Source organism: Gordonia sp. NPDC127522 (genome assembly GCF_042672305.1).
GTDB lineage: Bacteria > Actinomycetota > Actinomycetes > Mycobacteriales > Mycobacteriaceae > Gordonia > Gordonia hongkongensis.
The window spans coordinates 354774-375302 of record NZ_JBHXVK010000002.1 but is presented as its reverse complement, the minus strand read 5'-3'; the positions used below and the strand labels follow the sequence as shown (position 1 = coordinate 375302).

General features: G+C 66.2%; 16 protein-coding genes and 1 pseudogene. 14 read left to right on the top strand and 3 right to left on the bottom strand.

Going from position 1 to position 20529, the window contains the following annotated elements; all coding sequences use genetic code 11:
* Positions 1–12 precede the first annotated feature (12 nt).
* From ACFVHY_RS05995 to ACFVHY_RS05955, 9 genes are all read left to right on the top strand, one after another.
* Positions 13–2361 carry a glycerol-3-phosphate 1-O-acyltransferase gene (locus ACFVHY_RS05995; RefSeq protein ID WP_390270346.1) on the top strand — a complete coding sequence of 783 codons (2349 nt, stop codon included), beginning with the start codon at positions 13–15 and terminating at the stop codon, positions 2359–2361.
* Entirely contained in the window at positions 2358–3851 is a 1494-nt protein-coding gene (locus ACFVHY_RS05990) for an HAD-IB family hydrolase (protein WP_058252824.1), read from the top strand. The genes ACFVHY_RS05995 and ACFVHY_RS05990 overlap by 4 nt, the downstream gene beginning before the upstream one ends.
* On the top strand, positions 3848–5302 hold the full coding sequence (locus ACFVHY_RS05985; protein WP_068972152.1) for a wax ester/triacylglycerol synthase domain-containing protein: 1455 nt from the start codon (positions 3848–3850) through the stop codon (positions 5300–5302). The genes ACFVHY_RS05990 and ACFVHY_RS05985 overlap by 4 nt, the downstream gene beginning before the upstream one ends.
* A gap of 69 nt (positions 5303–5371) precedes the next feature.
* Complete coding sequence (locus tag ACFVHY_RS05980; RefSeq protein ID WP_065629468.1) at positions 5372–5605, top strand: type II toxin-antitoxin system Phd/YefM family antitoxin; 234 nt, start codon at positions 5372–5374, stop codon at positions 5603–5605.
* Positions 5602–6000: a type II toxin-antitoxin system VapC family toxin gene (locus tag ACFVHY_RS05975; protein ID WP_065629469.1), complete on the top strand. Its 399-nt coding sequence runs from the start codon at positions 5602–5604 to the stop codon at positions 5998–6000. The genes ACFVHY_RS05980 and ACFVHY_RS05975 overlap by 4 nt, the downstream gene beginning before the upstream one ends.
* Before the next feature lie 37 nt (positions 6001–6037).
* Positions 6038–7480 carry a DUF3375 domain-containing protein gene (locus ACFVHY_RS05970; protein WP_390269617.1) on the top strand — a complete coding sequence of 481 codons (1443 nt, stop codon included), beginning with the start codon at positions 6038–6040 and terminating at the stop codon, positions 7478–7480.
* Complete coding sequence (locus ACFVHY_RS05965) at positions 7477–8055, top strand: DUF4194 domain-containing protein (RefSeq protein WP_065629471.1); 579 nt, start codon at positions 7477–7479, stop codon at positions 8053–8055. The genes ACFVHY_RS05970 and ACFVHY_RS05965 overlap by 4 nt, the downstream gene beginning before the upstream one ends.
* Positions 8048–11446 (top strand): ATP-binding protein, encoded by a 3399-nt coding sequence (locus ACFVHY_RS05960; protein WP_390269614.1) that lies wholly within the window; start codon positions 8048–8050, stop codon positions 11444–11446. Before ACFVHY_RS05965 ends, ACFVHY_RS05960 begins: the two co-directional genes overlap by 8 nt.
* Positions 11443–12588 carry a Wadjet anti-phage system protein JetD domain-containing protein gene (locus tag ACFVHY_RS05955; RefSeq protein WP_390269611.1) on the top strand — a complete coding sequence of 382 codons (1146 nt, stop codon included), beginning with the start codon at positions 11443–11445 and terminating at the stop codon, positions 12586–12588. Before ACFVHY_RS05960 ends, ACFVHY_RS05955 begins: the two co-directional genes overlap by 4 nt.
* Positions 12589–12602: 14 nt before the next feature.
* On the opposite strand, the gene ACFVHY_RS05950 is transcribed toward ACFVHY_RS05955, so the two are convergent.
* Together ACFVHY_RS05950 and ACFVHY_RS05945 are read right to left on the bottom strand one after the other, a co-directional pair.
* A complete protein-coding gene (locus ACFVHY_RS05950) occupies positions 12603–13352 on the bottom strand; it encodes a FadR/GntR family transcriptional regulator (protein ID WP_137810243.1) in 750 nt (249 codons plus the stop codon).
* A 286-nt stretch (positions 13353–13638) separates the two neighbouring features.
* A pseudogene (locus ACFVHY_RS05945) lies at positions 13639–15105 on the bottom strand (hypothetical protein); the annotation flags it as partial.
* Here ACFVHY_RS05945 and ACFVHY_RS05940 point away from each other — a divergent pair.
* Entirely contained in the window at positions 15008–15262 is a 255-nt protein-coding gene (locus ACFVHY_RS05940) for an SDR family oxidoreductase (RefSeq protein ID WP_390269608.1), read from the top strand. The pseudogene ACFVHY_RS05945 and the gene ACFVHY_RS05940 overlap by 98 nt on opposite strands.
* Before the next feature lie 133 nt (positions 15263–15395).
* Here ACFVHY_RS05940 and ACFVHY_RS05935 read toward each other — a convergent pair whose 3' ends face one another.
* Positions 15396–16103, bottom strand: coding sequence for a TetR/AcrR family transcriptional regulator (locus tag ACFVHY_RS05935; protein WP_390269605.1), 708 nt, complete (start codon positions 16101–16103; stop codon positions 15396–15398).
* A 90-nt stretch (positions 16104–16193) separates the two neighbouring features.
* Between ACFVHY_RS05935 and ACFVHY_RS05930 the strand changes: the two genes are divergently transcribed.
* From ACFVHY_RS05930 to ACFVHY_RS05915, 4 genes are all read left to right on the top strand, one after another.
* A complete protein-coding gene (locus ACFVHY_RS05930; protein ID WP_390269602.1) occupies positions 16194–17063 on the top strand; it encodes a TetR/AcrR family transcriptional regulator in 870 nt (289 codons plus the stop codon).
* 1176 nt (positions 17064–18239) lie between these two features.
* Entirely contained in the window at positions 18240–18695 is a 456-nt protein-coding gene (locus tag ACFVHY_RS05925) for a Rieske 2Fe-2S domain-containing protein (protein WP_390269599.1), read from the top strand.
* 216 nt (positions 18696–18911) lie between these two features.
* Positions 18912–19100 carry a hypothetical protein gene (locus ACFVHY_RS05920; protein WP_390269596.1) on the top strand — a complete coding sequence of 63 codons (189 nt, stop codon included), beginning with the start codon at positions 18912–18914 and terminating at the stop codon, positions 19098–19100.
* Positions 19101–19168: 68 nt separating this feature from the next.
* Positions 19169–20497, top strand: coding sequence for an MFS transporter (locus ACFVHY_RS05915; RefSeq protein ID WP_390269593.1), 1329 nt, complete (start codon positions 19169–19171; stop codon positions 20495–20497).
* Positions 20498–20529 lie beyond the last annotated feature (32 nt).

The window sequence follows — 20529 nt, the reverse complement described above, 5'->3', positions numbered from 1 at the left end:
AGAGACGTGAGGGTGATGCAGGTGACCGATCCGGTGGTGGTGCTGACCAAAGCCCGTACGTCGTGCGAGATGCGGGCGGTACGCGAGTGGACGGCGGCGAACTATCCGGACGCGACGATCTCCCGATCGGCGGAGATCGACTTCGACGGCATGGCGCCGGAGACCTTGCTCGTGCCTGTCCGGGCGGTCTGGCTCCCGGCGGTCCGGCAGGGTGAGCGGCGGGTCACGCTGGGCGACGTCCTGGTGCTGTCCAATCCCCGGCGGCCGCTCGGCGCGGTCCAGCCGCTGATCCGGAAGAGACGTCCGGACAGTCTCCGCGTCGTTGCCGGTGCACCCGCCACGATCGATGAACTACGCACCCGGTATGCCCATCACCAGGCGCAGGGTGAGCCGTTCGCCCAGTTCGTCCTGTTCCAGGCGTCGGTGTCGGCCGAGCGAGCCGAACGCCAGATCGTCGGTGATCGCTACAAGGTCCCCCGGCTGGTCGCCGAGCAGATCAGCAGTTCGTCGCGATTCCAGACGTCCGCGGCCAAACTCGCGGCCGAACTGGGTCGGCCCACCGATGCGGTGGTCGCCGAGGCCACCGACAAACTCTCGACCTTCGTCGCCACGCAGAGCCGGCTCATGGACGACGTGTTCTCGGCGACTTTCAACCGACTGCACGAGCGGGCCTGGAACGTCACCGTCGACGTCGAGAACCTCAACACCCTGCGCACCCTCAACCAGTCCACCGGCCTGATCTTCCTGCCCTCCCACCGGTCCTATGTCGATCCGCTGGTCCTGGCGAAAGTGCTGCGCAACAACGACTTCCCACCCAACCTCGTGCTCGGCGGGAACAATCTCTCGTTCTGGCCGGTGGGCCCGGTGGCCCGCCGCGCCGGCATGATCTTCATCCGACGCAAGTTCGGCGCGGACCCGGTCTACAAGTTCGCGATGCGCTCCTACCTCGCCTACATCGTCGAGAAGCGCTTCAATCTGGAGTGGTACATCGAGGGCGGTCGCAGCCGGACCGGCAAGCTCCGGAAGCCCAAACTGGGACTGCTCACCTACGTCGTCGACGCGGTGGCACAGCTCGACGAGGCCGACGTCACGATCGTGCCGACCTCGATCGTGTACGACCAGCTCCAGGAGATCGGCGCGATGGCGGCCGAGGACGCCGGTGGCACGAAGAAGCCCGAGGGCGTCGGGTGGCTGTTGCGGTACGCGAAGGCGCAGCGCACCTACCTGGGCGAGGCCCGGGTGCGATTCGGGACCCCCATCTCGCTGCGGACCGCTCTCGCCGACGCCGGCGAGGGCCGCGCCCGGCTGGAGAAGGTCGCGTTCCGGGTGATGGACGAGATCAACTCCGCCACCCCGATCTCGGCGACGTCGCTGGCCGGTTTCGCCCTCCTCGGCGCGCACGACAAGGCGTACACGCTCGCGGAGATCGAGGCCATCCTGGCTCCCCTGCTCGACTACATCCGCCGGCGCGAGCTACCCGGCCCGGACCCGGCCCTGTGCCGCGGGGTCGGGCTGACCCAGACCCTCCGGGTCCTCGCCGGCAACGGCGTGGTGAGCTGCTTCGACGGCGGTTCCGAACCGGTGTGGTCCATCGTGCCGGACAACCATGCGGTCGCGGCCTACTACCGCAACGGGGCGCTCCATCACTTCGTCGACCGCGCGATCGTCGAGGTCGCCATGCTCGCCGTGGCCGACGGTGACGTCCGGGCCGACGACATCCCGCCGGACGAACACCCCGTCGGATACGACGAGACGGCCGACGGTCCGAACGCCGACGAGGGGCTGCTCGCGGCGTCGCAACGGGAGGCCCTGCGAATCCGCGATCTGCTCAAGTTCGAGTTCTTCTTCCCGGCCAAGACCGAGTTCCTGCACCGACTCGGTCTCGAACTCGATCTGCTGGCCCCGGGCTGGCGTGCCGTGACGCCGACGCAGGAGTGGACCTACGAGGTACTGCACGGCCATACCGGCGGACTCCTCGCCCGACGCACCCTGCAGCCGTTCTTCGACGCCCAACTGGTCTTCGCGACCAAACTCGTGGAACTCGGCACCGCATCGCGCAACAAGGAGGACCTGATCGTCGAATGCCTCGGTCTGGGACGCCAGCTGTCCCTGCAAGGTGTTGTGCGCAGCAAGGATTCGGTTTCCAAGGACCTCTACGACGGCTGTTACCAGCTCGCCGACAACCGCCACCTGATCCACGGCGAGGAGGTCGCGGACCTCGAGGCCGCCCGCCGGGACTGGCTCGACGAGGTCGAATCGATGCGCGAGCGGCTGGCCCGGATCGCGTCGATCGAGGATCTCCAGCCTGCCGTGGGCGGAGCCGACACCATGGACACGGTCTGGTCGGAGGGGACACCGTGAGTGCCTTCACCGACCGGATGCGGGCCATCCGGTCGGCACCCACCGGTAAGAAGGTCGCCGCGCTCTTCGACTACGACGGCACCCTGATCGAGGGCTTCTCCGCCGCCGCCATCATGCGAGCACGCTTGCGCAGCATGGAATTCGGTTTCGGCGAACTCGCCGACTTCCTGCTCATCGGATTGCGCGGCGTCGTGTCCGAACAGGATTACGCGGAAGTGCTCGACGCCACGCGTCCCACGTTCGCCGGCAAGACCTACGCCGAACTCATCGAGTTCGGCGAACACCTCTTCAAATACGAGACGGCCGCCAAGCTGCGACCGCAGATGTGGCAGATCCTGCGTGCGCATCGGGAGATGGGACACACCATCGTCATCGCGTCGTCGGCGACCCGATTCCAGATCGAACCCATCGCGCGGGAGATCGAGGCCGACTTCGCACTCGCCACCGATGTCGAGGTCGTCGACGGGGTGGTCACCGGCAACATCCGGGGACGGCCGTTGTGGGGACCCGGAAAAGCCGCTGCGGTACGCACCCTCGCCCGTGAGCACGGCATCGACCTCGACGCCTCCTTCGCCTACAGCGACGGCAACGAGGACATCCCGTACCTGGAGTCGGTGGGCAACCCGGCGGCTGTCTCCCCGCGCCGAATACTGCGGGCGGAAGCCGAATCCCGCGGCTGGCCGATCATCGACCTGAAGAATCCCACGTACAACCGGCTCGGGATGCTGGCCCGAACCGGCGCCTTCTACGGTTCGTTTCTCGCCTCCGCCGCGGTGGGCGTCACCACCGGGCTCGTTCGACGCGACCCCGCCGCACTCGTCGAGGCCCTGCCGACCGGTACCGATGTCGGGCTGTCACTCGCCGGGATCCACGTGCAGGTCCTCGACGGAGGCGAGTACCTCACGTCGGCGCGGCCGTGCGTGTTCCTGTTCAACCACCAGTCGAAACTCGACCTGCCGGTGATGATCAACCTCGTGCGGTCCGAGGCCACGGGGGTGGCCAAGAAGGAGGTGCAACGGGTTCCGGTGGTCGGGCCGATCCTGCAGCAGGCGGGGCTGGTGTTCATCGATCGCGCCGACCCGGGTCGCGCGATCGAACAGCTGGCGCCGGCCGTCACAGCTCTGCGGGACGAGGGGATGTCGCTCGTGGTCGCGCCCGAGGGCACCCGGTCGCCCACACCACGTGTGGGCAGGTTCAAGAAGGGTCCGTTCCACATCGCGATGCAGGCGGGTGTCCCCGTCGTACCGGTGGTCCTGCGTAACACCGGCGAGTTGATGTGGCGCGGTGCGCAACTCATCCGACCGGGGACCGTCGAGGTGATGGTGCTGCCGCCGGTGGACACCAGCGACTGGTCGCCCGACGAGATCGGCGACCGCGCCGAGGAGGTCCGGCAGATGTACATCAGCGCCCTGGCCGACTGGCCGCTGGACTTCTTCGCCGACGACGACGCTCGGCCACCGGTCGAGGTACCGGAAGAGAGGCAAGTGTGAGCGAGGAGCCGGACCTGACCGACGGGGTGGACCGACCGCTCGACTGGGCCAGCGAGCCCCACATGAGCTCGGTGGACACCATCATGTGGCGAGGCGACACCGATCGCCGGATGCGCGGGACCATCTGCATGCTCGAGGTGTACGACTGCGCCCCGGACTGGGACCGGCTCGTGGCTGCGCACGAATGGGGAAGCCGAATGGCCCCGCGATTCCGGCAGCGCGTCGTCGACTCCCCGTTCGGCATGGGAACGCCCAGCTGGGCAGTCGACCCGGACTTCGACCTGCACTACCATCTGCGCCGAATCCGTCTGGGCGGCAACGGCAGCATGCGTGAGCTGCTCGTCACGTGCGAGCAGCTCGCGATGACCGCGCTCGACGCCGCACGGCCGCCGTGGGAGGGCACGCTGATCGAAGGGCTGCCGGACGGCAAGGCCGCATACTTCCTCAAAGCCCACCATGCGCTCACCGACGGCCTGGGCGCGATCATCGGACTCGCCCAGCTGCATTCGCCCACACGCGAACACAATCCGGGCAAACCCCAGCCGCCGAGTCCCGACCCGGTGAACATCACGCCCGTCGACCTGCTCCGCCGGCAGGTGGGCGAGGAGATCCGGCGGATCCCGCATCGTGTCGACACGACCTTCCGCGGCGTCCGCGCCCTGGCACATCCCCGCCAGGCACTGAGTTCCGTTCTCCGCTATGGTCGCTCGGTTCCACGCGTGGCGGGACTGGTCAGTCCCCCGGGTTCCCCGTTGCTCGCGCACCGGAGCCTGTCGTGGCGTTTCAGTGCGTTCGAGGTCCCCTTCACCGACCTCAAGGCGACCGCGACGGCGACTCGTGCGTCGATCAACGACGTCTACCTCGCCGGGCTCATCGGCGGCTTCCGCCTCTATCACGAGAAGATGGGCACCCCGATCGAGACGATGCCGGTCGCGATCCCGATCTCGGTGCGGCGTCCGGAGGATCCGGCGGGTGGCAACCGGATCGCGGTGGGACGGCTCGCCGGACCGGTCGGGATCGCCGACCCCTTCGAGCGGGTCCTCACCATCCGCGAACAGGTCCGCGTCGCCCGGCATGAACCGGCCGTCGACATCTTCAACACGCTGGGCTCGGTGATGGCCTGGTTGCCCGGATCGGTGCTCATGCAGTTCAGCGGCACGACCAGCCAGAACGATCTGCAGGCCAGCAACGTGCCGGGCATCCCGTGGGACACCTACGTGGCCGGCGCCAAGGTCGAGCGGATGTTCCCGTTCGGCCCGCTGCCCGGTTGCGCGATGATGGCGACGATGATCACCCACAACGGAACGGCCTGTCTCGGAATCAATTCCGACGGCGCCGCGGTCACCGACCTCGAGTTGTTCGCCGACTGCCTCGTCGCCGGTTTCGGTGAGGTGCTGGCTCTCGCCGCCGACGACGACGTCGTGCCGGGGGTTCTGCGACGGGTGGTGTGAGGGAACTCGTGGCCCTCGTTCTGTGCATTCGAACCAGTCCGAATGGTCAGAACCGAGTAGAATCGGCTCATGAGAACCCTGAGCAGCACAGAAGCCAAGGCGCGCCTCAACGCCGTGCTGGCTGAGATCGAGAGAACCGGGGAAGAGATCACTATCACCACGCATGGCCGACCCGTCGCAGTACTCAGGCCCGTGGCACCACCTCCGCGTCGATTCGGGCAGTTCCCGGCCATGGTTGTTCCCGACGACTTCGACGCACCGCTGTCCGCCGACGACCTCGAGCGCTGGGAGTCGGGTTCGTGACCGATGTCCTGCTGGACACCAACGCGGTCCTGTGGCTGGTCAGCGAACCGGACCGGCTGTCACCCACCACCTTGGACATCCTCGCGAATCCCGGCAACGCTCTCTACGTGTCGGCTGCGTCGGCCTGGGAAATCGCCATCAAGACGCGGCTGGGCAGACTCGACGGAGCGCCGCTCCTCGCCGCGTGGGAAGAAACCCTCTCGTCCATGTCAGCGACCGACCTCGCCATCGATTCCAGCGACGCGGTGACAGCAGGACAGCTCGCCTGGGAACATCGCGATCCCTTCGATCGCATGATCGTCGCTCAGGCCACCCGCCGAGGTCTGACCATCGCGACGAGCGATCAGGTCATCCAGACCGGCACGCTGACACCTGTCATCGACACTCGCCGGTGAGTCCTCGGTGGCAGTCCCCTCCCCTAGGGTGGAACTCATGGACTTTGATGCGTTCACCACTCTGTGGGAACGCCATCCCGCGTGGCGGCTCCTGCGCGCCCACCACTCCCCGCTCATCCTGACGTTTCTCGGGACATTCTTCGTCGAGGGCAACCGTGGTGCGAGTTCAGCTGGGGAACTGGCCACCGCTCTGGATGATCTGCTCTACGACCTGAACACCTCGCTACCCACCAACGACGGTTCGGTTCGATTTCCCAAAGAACCCCGCGCCTACCTCGAGGATTGGGCCGGCACCGAGGCTGGGTTCCTACGACGCTTCTACCCCTCCGGCGACGACGAAATCCATTACGAGGTGACGCCGGCTTTCGAGAAGGCGTACGCCTGGATCGTCTCTCTACAGGGCAGAGCGTTCGTCGGTACCGAGTCGCGACTGCACACCGTCGTCGAGCTTCTTCGGCAGATCGTGCACGGCACCGAGGTAGACCCCGAGGTTCGACTGGCAGAGCTGCGGCGGCGTCGCGCCGAGATCGATGCAGAAATCGCCGCCGCCGAGTGCGGCGAACTGACGTATCTGGATCAGACCGGGGTTCGAGACCGCTATCAGCAGGTGGCGTCGACCGCACGTGAACTGCTCGCCGACTTCCGAGAGGTAGAAGACAACTTCCGCCTTCTTGATCGCTCGGCCCGCGAGAAGATCGCGTCCTGGACCGGGCCCAAGGGCGAACTCCTCGCCGACCTGGTGGGCAGCCGATCCGAGATCGCCTCGTCCGATCAGGGTCGTAGCTTCGGGTCGTTCTACGAATTCTTGCTGTCCGATTCGCGCCAGACGGAACTGGCAGACTTGCTTGCGAAGATGTCGTCACTGGAGATGATCGACGTCGACGAGCGCATCCGCAGCATCCATCACGACTGGTCCGAGGCTGCCGACCGAACCCAGCGCATGGTCCGACAGATCTCTGAACAGCTACGCCGATTCCTCGACGATCAGGTCTGGCTGGAGAATCGCCGCGTACTCGACCTGGTCCGGTCCGTAGAGGCTAGCGCCCTCGAGATTCGTGGCAGGACACCAGATTTCGGGCTCACTGTGGATCAGGCCGGTATCGAGATCGCGCTGCCGTTCGACAGGCCACTCTATCAACACCCCGCCTCTGCGACCGTCGAGAGTCGGGTCGAGGACGCGACCGAGAATCTGGACGCAGACCTGTTGTTCGCCCAGACGTTCGTCGACCAAGCCCGCCTGGCAGCCAACATCCGCAGCATCCTCCCGGAGAGATCGTCGGCACTGCTATCCGATGTGGTCACCATGTATCCGATAGAACGGGGTGCGGCGGAGATCGTCGGTTACCTCGCCCTCGACGATGACGATGTCAGCGTCGACATCGACGACACCGACGAGACCCTGCTCGAGTACGCCGACCCGAGTGACCCGAGCACGGTCAAACGTGCCCGGCTGCCGAGTGTCACTGTGAGGCGACGATGACCGACGACCACGCAATTTCGAGTGCCATAATCCGATTGATGCGGGGCGTGGTGTACCGCGAATCGGACGAGGACATCTGGGCCACACTCGAACGCTCGGGAGCCGGCGTACGCGATCACTTCACCACGATCGGCGTCGATGTCATCGTCGACGAGTCCGAGGGCTACGCCTATCTGCGCTCGCACCCGGAAGAGGAAGGCGAAGAGCCACTTCCGCGGTTGGTCCGCAGGCGGGCGCTGACCTACAACGTGAGCCTGCTGCTCGTGCTGCTACGCAAACGCCTGCTGGAGTTCGAGATCACCGGCGGTGAAGGACGACTCGTCCTGTCAACGGATCAGATCGTGGAGATGCTACAACTCTTCCAAGCCGAATCGACGAATGAGGCGCGCCTGGTCGAACAGGCCGATAACACCATCAAGAAGGCCGTCGAACTGGGCTTCCTGCGCCAGTTACGTGGGCAGACCGACCAGTGGGAGGTGCGTCGCATCATCAAGGCGTACGTGGATGCGCAAACACTGTCGGATTTCGCGGGCAAACTGCGCCAATACGCAGGAACCGCGGGCCCCGATGACTGACGGTCTGTTCTCAGCGGTCGAACTCGGGGGTGCCGGAGGCGCCGGGTTCCGATTGCAGCACGTCGAGGTGTTGAACTGGGGCACCTTCGACCGACAGGTGTGGCGGCTCACCCCCGACACAGACACCGCACTACTCACCGGCGACATCGGGTCGGGCAAGTCGACGCTGGTGGATGCGGTGACCACACTGCTGATGCCCGCACACAAGATCGCTTACAACAGGGCCGCGGGAGCTGAGGCCAAGGAACGCACGCTTCGCTCCTACGTCGAAGGCCACTACAAGTCCGAACGACAGGAAGCAACCGGCCGCTCTCGCGCCAAAGGCCTTCGGCAGGAGCGCAATACATACTCGGTCATCCTGGGCGTCTTCAGCAATCGAGGATATGACGAGACGGTCACCCTGGCGCAGGTTTTCCAGCAGCGCGACACCGCCGGACAGCCCTACCGGTTCTACGTCACCGCAACCAAACAACTCGCCATCACGACGGACTTCGCCGATTTCGGTTCAGATTTGCGCGACCTTCGTAAACGCTTACGGTCCGGCGGGGCCGAGGTGGTCGACGAGTTCCCGAAGTACTCCACTTCGCTGCGCCGATTGCTAGGCATCCGATCAGAGCAGGCGTTGGAGCTACTACATCAGACCGTGTCGATGAAGTCCGTGGGCAATCTGAACGATTTCGTGCGCAACCACATGCTCGAGCCGAGCGACGCCGGCGAACGGGTCCGCGACATCATCGACCATTTCGACAATCTCACGAAGTCGTACGACGCGGTCAAACGCGCCCGCGAACAGCTCGAGGCGCTGGATCCCATCGTGGTCGCCACAGAGAAGTACAATGCCGCACTTGCCGAGCGCGACGCTCTCGACGTACAGCGTGCGGCCATACGCCTGTTCATAGCCGAGAATCGCTCGCGCCTGCTGGCAGACGACATCGCCACCTATACGAGCCAGGGCAAGCAGCTCCTCCGCAACCAGGATGCGGCCAGAGGACGGCTACGCGAGTTGGCCCGCGAACGCGAGTCTCTGATCGAGGAGCGGGCAAGAGCCGGCGGCGATCGAGTCGGCGAACTCGAGCGACTCGCCGCCGTTGCCCGTGACGACGTGGAGAAGCGCCGTCACGGACGATCCCTCTTCGACGCCACCGTCACGGCTGCAGGCTTCGCCCCCGTCACAACGGTTGAGCAGTTCACTGATCTTCACGGCTTCATCGCCCGCGAGCGCCCACTACTCGTCGAGGCGAAGAGATCGCTCGATGCTGCGAGCGCCGACGCCATCGGCCGAGAGAAAGAAGCGGCCCGACGTCAGGAGACCATCCGGACCGAGCTCGACGATCTGCAGAAACGCACCAGCAACCTGCCACCCGACCAGGTCCAGATACGCGAACAGCTGGCCACCGACACCGGCCTGACACCTGCCGACCTGCCCTACGCGGGTGAACTGATCGACGTCGTCGAAGAACACAGCGAGTGGCGTGGCGCTGCCGAACGTGTCTTGCGTGGCTTCGCACTGTCGCTACTGGTACCGCAGCAGCACTACGATGCCGTGACGAACTGGGTCAACTCCCGCCGACTCACGTTCCACAATCACGGCGGCCGGACTGTCGGTGCCCGGCTCGTGTACGAACGAGTGCCGATCCGTCGAGTTCCCCTGCAGAGAAATGACTCTGATCTACCGATTCTCGCTGACTGCCTCGAGATCAAGAGCGGGCCGTTCGAGGGCTATCTGCGCGACGAACTCCTCCGGCGCGCCGAACATCAGCGGGCCGCCACCATCGAGGAGTTCCGCGCTGCCAAGCGCGCCGTCACCCGCGAAGGTCAGGTGCGGTCCGGTGGCCGTCACGAGAAGGACGACCGACACCGGGTCGACGACCCACGCCGATGGGTGCTCGGATGGGCCAATGAGCGCAAGATCGCGGTCCTACGAGAGGATCTCGACGAGTCCGACCGCGAGCGCGTGGCTGCTTCGGCGGAGGTGGTGGCGCTGTCGGAGGAACGCGACGCCACCCAGAATCGCAGCGAGTCCCTGGCGCGGCTGGAAGGATTCCATTCCTGGGCCGAGCTCGACATCGAGGAAGCACAACGACGCGTCGCCACCCACGAGGCCGAGCGCGCCCGGCTCGAATCGGGGTCCTCACGCCTTCGCGAGATCACCACGGCGCTGGAGCAGAACGCCGCGCTCGCGGATTCCACGGCTGCCGCGATCGACGACCTCACCGGCAAGCTCGCAACCACCGCCGCCGCGAGTCATCGGGCCGAGCAGGACAAGAAGAGCGACGACGAGTTCGTCGCGGACCACCCGGAGGCTGAACTCGACGCCGCACGAGCATGCTACGACGCTCTGGAACGTCGGCTGGACGGCGGTGTTCCGGCAAGGGCAGCAGACTGCACCACAGCTCAAACGACACTGACCGCGACGCTTCATCAACGGATCGAGCGCCTCACCCGCGAGCTCGGCGGCTTCGGACAGCGCCTGGCGCAGCACATGACCGAGGTTCTCCGCCGGTGGCCGGACCTGCGATCGGACATGGATGCCGACGTCGATGCCAGGGCGGATTTCGTCGCCCTCCGCGAACGGGTCGCGACCGACGATCTGCCGCGCTTCGAGTTCGAGTTCAAAGAACAGCTGAACAAGAACGCCATTCAAGAACTCGCCGGCTTCAACAACTGGCTCAACCGGCAGGCCGCATTCATCGACGAACGCGTGCGACGGATCAACGAAGCGCTGGGCGCCGTGCCCTACAACCCCGGTCGGTATATCCGGTTGGAGCGCGAGTCAACCACGAATCAGGATGTGGCACAGTTCCGCTCCGACCTGCGGAACCTGACGAGCGACAGTCTCGCAGTAGACGGCGATCAGTATTCGGAGCAGCGTTTCCTCGACGTCAAACGCATCATCGAGCGTTTCCGCGGACGGGACAACCACGCCGACCTCGACAAGAATTGGACGCGGCGTGTCACCGATGTGCGCAACTGGTTCGTGTTCTCCGCATCCGAACGCGATGTCGAGACGGACGTGGAGTGGGAACACTACAGCGATTCCGACGGCAAGTCAGGTGGGCAAAAAGAAAAGCTCGCCTACACGATCCTGGCCGCGTCCCTTGCCTACCAGTTCGGACTCGAGTGGGGTGTGAAGAAGTCGCGCGACTTCCGGTTCGCCGTCATCGATGAGGCATTCGGGCGCGGCTCTGATCTGTCGACCCGTTATGCGCTGGACCTGTTCGCCAAATTGGGTCTGCAGCTCCTGATCGTCACCCCTTTGCAGAAGGTGCACGTCATCGAGCCCTACGTGAAGGCGATCGGATTCGTCGACAATCCGACGGGCACTTTTTCACGCCTGCAGACGATGACGATCGAGGAATACCGGTCACGCCGTGACGGGCGTCTGCGGTGACCGATCGTTGGACCACCCCGGCCGACATCGCCATCAAAGCCAGACGCCGCTGGGACGACGGGACGCTGCTCCGGACGTTTGCGAACCGAGAACCATTCGAGCCCATCGAGATTCCGCTGCGCGGGCCCACCGCGTCGCAGATAGGAGCAGATCTCGGCGCCGCTCGCGACTGGGTCACGGCGTTGGACGGCGGACGTCGTGGCGACACCAGGTACTCCCTGGTCTGGCAAACAATCGGCGGCCGGCACGTCGGGCGTAACACGCTTCCACGACGGGCGATCATCTCCACCTATGAGCAGGCGTGGGCACTTCTGAACGTGAAGGCAGCGGTACAGCAGTTCGAGAGGTTGCTCGAGCTCGCCGCCAACGATCCCGCGGTCCACGCGTGGCTGTTCCAGAACCCGTTTCGCGCAATAGATCTGGCATCGGAGTTTCCTCGACTGATCGACGCGCACCGATGGCTCGACACGCATCGGGACTCCCGACGCTTCCTGCGTGAGATCAGCGCACCTGGGGTCGACACCAAGTTCACCGAAAGGCACCGGGGAGTCTTGGCGTCGATACTCGGAGTGTCGTCGACGGCGTCCGGTTTCGTGACCGGGCTGGGTTTGCAGACGAAACCAGAGTTCGTGAGACTACGACCGTCACCGTCGCTGGGACTTCTCGAGCACGTTTCGGAGGTGAGCCTCCGAGCTGACGAGCTCACCCGGATCGACTTGCGTCCCTCGCGCGTCCTGGTCATCGAGAACGAGATCACCTATCTCAGCGTCGATGTTCCAGCCCACGGAGCCGTGTTCTGGGGCAAGGGATTCGAGATCGACAGAATCGGGCGCCTTCCCTGGCTGACTGACGTGCCTGTTCGGTACTGGGGTGACCTCGACACACACGGCTTCGCGATTCTCGACCGGCTACGTGCCTGGCTTCCGCAGACCGAATCGATCTTGATGGATCGCGAAACATTGTTCGCGCATCGCGATCGATGGGTTACCGAGCCGAGCCCCACCACAGCCGCACTCCGCCACCTCTCACCCGCAGAACACGACCTGTACGCCGACCTCGCGGACGACTCGCTCGGTGAGCGGGTTCGGCTCGAGCAAGAACGCATCGACTGGGCGTGGGCTCTGGAGCACCTCGAAAGGTAGACGTGTGCCGACGATCAGATCTGCCACTGCACCGGCTGGGAGATGATGTCGCGGAGCCGTCGGCGGTAGTACCGGGCGGACTCCTGGTTGAAGACGTCCATCGCGGCCGCGGTGGCCTCGACATCGCGAGCGCGCATGGCGTCGAGGATGTCCTGCTGGAGTTCGAAGGCCGCGAGCCGCGTCGCGATGGGATGCTCGACGGGTTCGGCGTCGCGAACGAGCAGCCACAGCGTCTCCATGACCACCCGCAGTGCGGGATTGCCCGCCGCCTCGTACACCCCGCGCTGGAATGCGGCGTTGTTCTCCTGGAAGTTGGCGTGGTCCTCGGGATGGTCGCGCATCCGGTCCAGTGCCCGCTGCATCGACTCGATCTGCTCGTCGGTGACGTTCTGCGCCGCGGCCCGCGCGACCATCGGTTCGAGCATCAACCGGACGTCGATGACATCACTGATGTTCGCGCCGTTGATCTGGAGGAACAGCTTCATGATGTTGCCGAGCGAATCGAGTTCGGGCCGTTTGGCTATGGGCCCGCCGCCGATTCCCGCCTTGATCGTCACGAGGTCTCGGCTCTCGAGGAGCCGCAGTGCCTCACGCACCGTCGTGCGTGCCACGCCGAACTCGCTGACCATCTCCTTCTCGGTCGGCAGGCGCTGACCCTCGACGATGCCACCGCCGAGGATCTGGTCGGCCACCATGTTGGCCACCCGCGCGGACATCTTCTGTCCGCGCGGCTGCCGGGTGGCGGGCTCGTCGGCGACGGTCATGTGACTCCCGTGGTCGGCTGATCGGTCGGTGCCGACACCTTACCCGCCCGGACCTGCCCTCCAATTCGGATCGGGGTGGCAATGGTCGTCCCCGAACGATCGGCGCGGCGGCGAGACGACCCGTCGTCGTAACTGTGTACATATTTCGCTCGCTCGATTACCGTGAGTTCCGTTCCGTTCGTTCGCGCCGGGGCCCGACGATGTCCTCGTACATCGCCCGTCGATGGCGCTGACTTGACCTTGCCCCGCGAGAGCTCGACGAGTGCGATACCGGGCTGGTGCACGGTGACGGAGAGGTTCCCGGATCGGTGTTCGCCGTCGCGGCGACGATCGCCGACAACGGTGGCTGACTCGTCGTGCCGGCCAGCGGTGCGCTCGCCCCGTCCACCGCGTCCACCCCGGCCTCCCAGGCGGCGAGGTAGGTGGCCAGCTGCCCGCCGGCGGTGTCGTGGCTGTGCAGATGGACGGGCACGTCGAACCGCGACCGCAGAGCGCGCACCAGGGTCGACGCCGCGGCCGGCGCAACAGGCCCGCCATGTCCTTTTGATGGCCAGGACGTGTGCACCCGCGTCGACGATCCGTTCGGCCAGCTCCAGGTAGTAGTCCAGGGTGTACAGGGTCTCGCCGGGATCGGACAGGTCGCCGGTGTAGGACATGGCCACCTCCGCCACCGCGGTCCCCGTCTCCCGCACCGCGTCGATGGCCGGTCGCATCGCGTCGACGTTGTTCAACGCGTCGAAGATCCGGAAGACGTCGACGCCCGTGGCCGCCGTCTCGCGGACGAATGCGTCGTTCACCTCCACCGGGTACGGCGTGTACCCGACGGTGTTCTTGCCGCGCAACAGCATCTGCAGGCAGAGGTTGGGCATCGCCGTGCGCAGGGCCGCCAGGCGTTCCCAGGGATCCTCCTTGAGGAATCGCAGCGCGACGTCGTAGGTCGCCCCACCCCACGCCTCGACCGACCACAGCTGTGGGGTCATCCGCGCGACGTGCGGTGCGACGGTCACCAGGTCGCGGCTGCGCACGCGGGTGGCGAGCAGCGACTGATGCGCGTCGCGGAAGGTGGTGTCGGTCAGCGCGAGTGCGGTCGACGCGCGGAATTCGGCGGCGAAACCGTCCGGCCCCAGCTCCCGGAGTCGATCGCGGGACCCCGGCGCCGGTGGGGACGTGAGGTAGATCGCCGGCAATTTGTCGACCGGGTACACCGCGGACGGTCGCTCGCCGTGCGGTCGGTTCACGGTGACGTCGGCGAGATACCGCAGAATCTGCACTGCCGCGCCGCGGATCTCGATCGAATCCTGGTCAGTCCCCGCTCCCGCAGCGTCGCACCGGATGCGATCTGCATCTGGGTGGCGACGAGGTCGACGTCGGTGATCTCCTCGGTGATCGTGTGTTCCACCTGGATGCGCGGGTTCATCTCGATGAACCCGCGCCGCCCGTCGGAACCGAGCAGGAACTCGACGGTCCCGGCGCAGGTGTACCCGATGTGCCTGGCGAAAGCCACTGCATCCGAACAGATCCGATCACGGATAGCCGGGTCGAGCGCGGGTGCGGGGGCCACCTCGACGACCTTCTGGTGGCGGTGCTGGAGCGAACAGTCACGTTCGTAGAGATGAATGACCTCGCCGGTGGCGTCCCCGAGGATCTGCACCTCGATGTGCCGGGCGTCGACCACCGCCCGCTCCAGGAAGCCCGTGCCGTCGCCGAAGGCCGTCGTGGCCTCGCGCGAGGCCGCCGAGGTGATCGCGTTCCTCGCCTCCCCGCCGGCCTCGTTCGTCACCGGCGCGACCATCCCGGTCGACGGCGGTGCCACCTGCGGCAGCGGCCAGACCATGCCCCGGAAGCGTTGGCGCACAACGCTGTTCGGTGAGCCACCCGGCTTACAGAGGCGGCGCCTCCGTGCTCCCTGAGGTGCGAGGAGCGATAGCGACCGACGTCCGCTCCTTATCTGAAAGAACGTCATGACCATTGCTCCCTGAGGTGCGAGGAGCGCCAGCGACGAGCCACGAAGGGCGTCGAAGCTATGGGTGCGAGGGTGTCACATCACACGCTGGCGATGTCGGCGGCGAGCTCACGCACTTCGTCGGAGAAGCGCCGGCGCCCCAGGTTCGCGAGGACGACGTCCTCGGTGAGCCACGACGACGCGGACACCTCGAGGAGGCTGGACAGTGCCGTCGCCGCAGCGGCCTGCTTGGCCTTGGACATGATGCGGTCCCGCACCCGCAACTCGGCGGAGAAGCTCGCGAGCATCTCCAGACGCACTTCCCGGCGCAGCGCCTCGATCGACAGACTCCATCCGGGCGACCGCACGAAGTAGACCAGCGACGCCGCCCGGTGGGCGTCGGTCCACTCGAGCACCGAGATGATCACGTCGCCGAGCGAGGCGTCGGGATCGGCGTCGATCTCCGTGCGCAGTTGGGTGAGCATCTGCTCGGCGAAGATCCGCAGTCCGCCGAGGAGTACCTCCTCCTTGGAGGGATAGTGGTAATACACTGCCGCCGAAGTCATCTGCGCCTCGGCGGCGATGTCGGCGACGGTGACGTCCTCGATCGACCGCATGGAGTACAGGTGCATCGCCGCCTCGACGATGACGTCGCGTCGAGACGGCCGGTGCGCGGCCCGCTTCGCGCCGCTGCCGCCACTCAGAGCGCTCGCCGACGCGCGCCCGGCGTTGCGTCGGCCGGAAGTGCTTCGTCCTGAGGGATTCTTGCCCGCCATGCGATAGATCATGACAGCATCGGGGGCTGCCACGGGCTGTGCCATCCTGATGGCACGCCGTGAATGGAACCGGGAGGTCTGCGCCACGGCGGATCGGGACGGGGAGCACGGCGAGGAGGACGTATGGCGAGATCGAGGCGAGGCAACGCCCGGCCGGCCGACCGCATGTCGGAGTCGGACGCCGACTGGCTCGGTTGGGATTCGACCCCGGCTGCCGACGACATCGCACTGGCGGCCGCGGATCCGGGGGCGGGCACCGGCCCACAGGAGGACGTGGATCCCGACGCCGCACTCGACATCTCGGCGGTGGAACACGAGACCGGCGCCGAGGGCGCACCGCCGGACTCACCGGTCCAGAACGGATCGGGCGCCGGCAACGGCACGACCGCCCACCGTCCGTCGCGGCGGCATCTCATCGTGAAGGCCGCGGTTCGGGTGTTCTCGCGAAAGGGGTTCGCGGAGGCCACCATCCAGGAGATCGCCACCGAGGCGGGAATGGTCCCGACCGCGGTCTACTATCACTTCGCCAGCAAAGAGGAGCTCTTCGAGAGCGCACTCGGCTATGCGATGGACGCGAGTTCGTCCGCGGCGCAGTCGGCTCGTCCGGACGATGTCTCCGCGAGCGCGGACTCGTTCAAGGACGTCGTCGCCGCGGTCTGGGACTGGACCGCCGAGCACCCCAATTCCGCCCGCATGCTGTTCCTGCAGATGGCCGGCGGCGCGACCCCCGGGACCCGGCTGCTGGCGAAGGAGTACGAGGAACGGCACATCCGACGTGCGTTCGACTACTTCCCGTCCGGTGAGGACCCGCCCAACCGGCGTGCGGCCACCGCACAGCACGCGGCGCGCACCCTCCGGGTCCGGACGATGATCGCGATGACCATCGCCATCCAACCCCTGCGTATCGAGGGTGGGCCGCTGTCGGACATCCCGGTCCGCAGTCTGCGCACCGCGACCACCGACGTCTGCACCAAGATGATCGAAGGCCGCTGACCCGAGCCGAGCCCGTCGAGTAACTTCAATTCCGAAACAGTTACTCCGATGCAGGTTGGTCTCGAACATGCGCATCCTCGCGATCACCGGCGGCCACTCCTTCGACCGAGCCGCCTTCGCCGATCTCCTCGACGCCCTTCCCGGCGACGTCACCTGGCGCGAACATCCGACGCCGCGATCGGGCCCGACGACCTCACCGACCACGACGTGTCCCTTCACTACGACATGTCGGGCACCCTGCCCGAGCCGTACGACCCGCCGGAGTCGTTGCGGGACTGTCTGCGCGGCCCGCGAGACGGGGCACGGATACGTCATCCTGCATCATGCGATCGCGAGCTGGGCCAACTGGGACGAGTGGGCAGAGTTCGTCGGCGGCCGCTACCTGCGGCCACCCTCGCCCACCCGGACTACCGCTCCCTGGTCGCCAACTCGCTCCGATGGCCCGCCCGCTCCATCTGAACTTTTCACATCGAACACAGTGCAATGTGTTGCCGCTCACTCTCGGTGCTCCAGTTAGTGAATACGCTGCCAAGTAAGAGGCGCGCCAGCCCCACCGAGGAGAACCCGGTGCGTCAGATCCAGCATCCGATGAGTCGAGCCATCTACGAATTCGACGAGGACTTCATCGTCCTCGTGACCACCAAGGACGGCAAGACCGGCACCTTCGACCCCGAAGGCCGGTACCTGCACGGCGAAGTGAAATCCGTTGACCCGGAGATGGCCCGCTGGGTCGGTCTCGGTCCGCGCGAGCCCGTTCCCATCACCCAGAACCGTCGCTTCATGCGCTGCCAAGCTCTTGGAGAAGGTGCAGGCGGACCGACTCGCCGACGAAGCCCGCAGCAATCGCCTGGCCGAAGGAGGCAAATTGTGACCGAGATCGACACACGCACCCAGGATCGTCGGCATCCGACGACGAGCAGGCCGACTACGTCGCCAGCTACCAGCGACTGCTCGACACCGACACCCACCCGGTCCGCAGGTCCTGCGGGAGGAGACCCACGACCTCTACGAGGATCAGAACTTCATCCCGGTCTCGCGGTACATCAGCCGCAAGTATCACGAGCTCGAGCGAGATCGTATGTGGTACAAGGTCTGGCAGATGGCGTGTCGTGAACAGGAGATCCCCGAGCCCGGCGACACGCACATCTACGAGACTGCGACAAGTCGATCCTCGTCGTGCGCGGCAAGGACATGTCCATCCGCGCGTTCTACAACTCGTGCCTCCACCGCGGCCGAATGCTCCGCGAGGAGAGCGGTCCCGCGGGCAACGACCTGCGCTGCCCGTTCCACGGCTTCTGCTGGAACCTGGACGGATCGCTGAAATCCATGACGTGCGAATGGGATTTCCCCCACGTCGACAAGGATGAGATGTTCGACTCGATGGTGGATGCGCGCACCGACGAGGACCCGATGGTCGGCCTGCCCGACGGTGTCACCGCGCGCGAGATGTCCGGCCTGCTCGCCCGCGAGGGGATCCGCGACGTCATGGGTGATGTCAACGCGGACACCGTGTCCGACGCCGAGCCACTCGACAGCATCTACTACACGGTGTTCCCGAACGTCGATCATGGACGTCTACCTGCTCGCGAAGTGGGTGGGCGAGGAAGTCGACTGATCCCCCGTCGTCGATGATCTCGACTCGGCGCTGCGACTTCGGAGGAAGCCGCAGCGCCGACTTCGTTCTGTACCCGTCGACTGTGCACCCCCCCCGCTGGTTGAGCTGCCCCCCGCCGGCTGGTTGAGCTGCGCCCCCGCTGGTTGAGCTGCGCCCCGCTGGTTGAGCTGCCCCCCGCTGGTTGAGCTTGTCGAAACCACTCCCTGCTGATCGGCATGATGGTGGGTGTGTTGATGCTAACGCTCGTGCTCGTCGTCGGGGCCGCGGCGGCCGGGTGCGCGATGGCGGCGGCGTATGTCTACCTACGACCTGGTGACGACCATGTGCGGGCCGAACGGCTCGCCCGGCGGTGGCTGATCGGGACGGCGGTCCTCGGTGTCACCGCGCTCTGCCTGCGATTCGGATGGCTGCTGCTCGATTGAAGCCCGGGACGGAAGCCTCGCAGCGCAGAGTGCGCGGTACCGATCGAACGGCCCGGCGCCGGGAAGCGATGCTGCTGACCGCGACCACTTCGACGATGGTCCTGCTCGTTCTCGACTCGAGCATTCTCGGCGTCATGCTGCCCACGATGATGCGAGATCTGGACCTCAGCGTGAGCCAGTCGTCGTGGCTGGTGTCGATCTACCTGCTGATGCTGGCCGTGTTCGCTCCGGTGGGCGGCCGACTCGCCGACGTCCACGGTGCAGCGACGATGTTCCGTGTCGGGATGGTCGGCTTCGTCGCGGCGTCGACGATGATCGCCGTGGTGCCGTTTTTCGAAGCGGTCGTCGCCGGTCGCGCGCTGGCCGGCGTCGCCGGCGCGGTACTCATGCCCGCAACCCTTGCATTGTTGATCCAGACCGTCGACGAGGTGCGCCGGTCGGGCGCGATGGCGGTCTACACGGGTGTCGGCCAAGGATTCGCACTCATCGGGCCCGCTGTCGGGGGCGTGTGCGCCCAGTTCCTCACCTGGCAGGTCGGGTTCCTCGTCAATGTCCCCGTCGGCATCGTGGCCGTGGTCCTCAGCGTCCTGGCGCACCCGCCGTCCGGCGCGCGCACCTCGCAATCGTGGGACCTGCCCGGATTGACGCTCTTGGTGACGGGTCTCGGCGCAGTGGCCGCCGCGCTACTGCAGGGACCCGCGTGGGGATGGCGATCGCTGGCGGTGATCACCCTGCTCGTCGTGGGCGTCGTGGCGCTGTCGGTGTTCCCATTGGCGACGAGGCGCGCAACCGTTCCCGTTCTCGACATCGGCCTGCTTCGCGACCGAGACTTCGCGGTCCGCACAACGACTCTCGCCGCGATCGGTTTCGCCATGTCCGCCGCGACCGTCTACGGCGCGGTCGCGCTGCAGGAGGCCATGCACCTGGAGCCCGTCGAGTCGGGGCTCGCGCTTCTGCCGCTCGTGATCCCGCTGCTGGCTGCCACCCGCCTTGTCGGCGCGCGGTACGAGCGTTACGGACTGCAGCGGGTCGTGGTGGCGGGGAGCCTGTGTCTGGCCGCCGGAATGATCACCGTGGCTGTTGGTTTCGCGGTGTCCTCGGTGACGGTCATCGCCCTCGGACTGGGACCCGTCGGCGTCGGAATCGGTGCTCTGCTCAGTCCGCTCACCACCGCGACCGTCGCATCCGTCCCGGCCGGTCAGCGAGGTCAGGCGCCCGGGGTCATCACCACCAGCCGACAGGTGGGTGCCATCCTCGGCGTCGCGGTGTTCGCGGGGCTGCTCGCGGCGTACCCGGGTCGCTTCGGGATCACTATCGGCTTCCTTGTCACCGGCGCGTTGCTCGTCATCGTTGCGATCGCCGCTGCTGTCACCTCGTCGGGCAAGGCCGCGGAGTGAGGCATTCGTGCCGGTTTCCGGTACGAATCCCT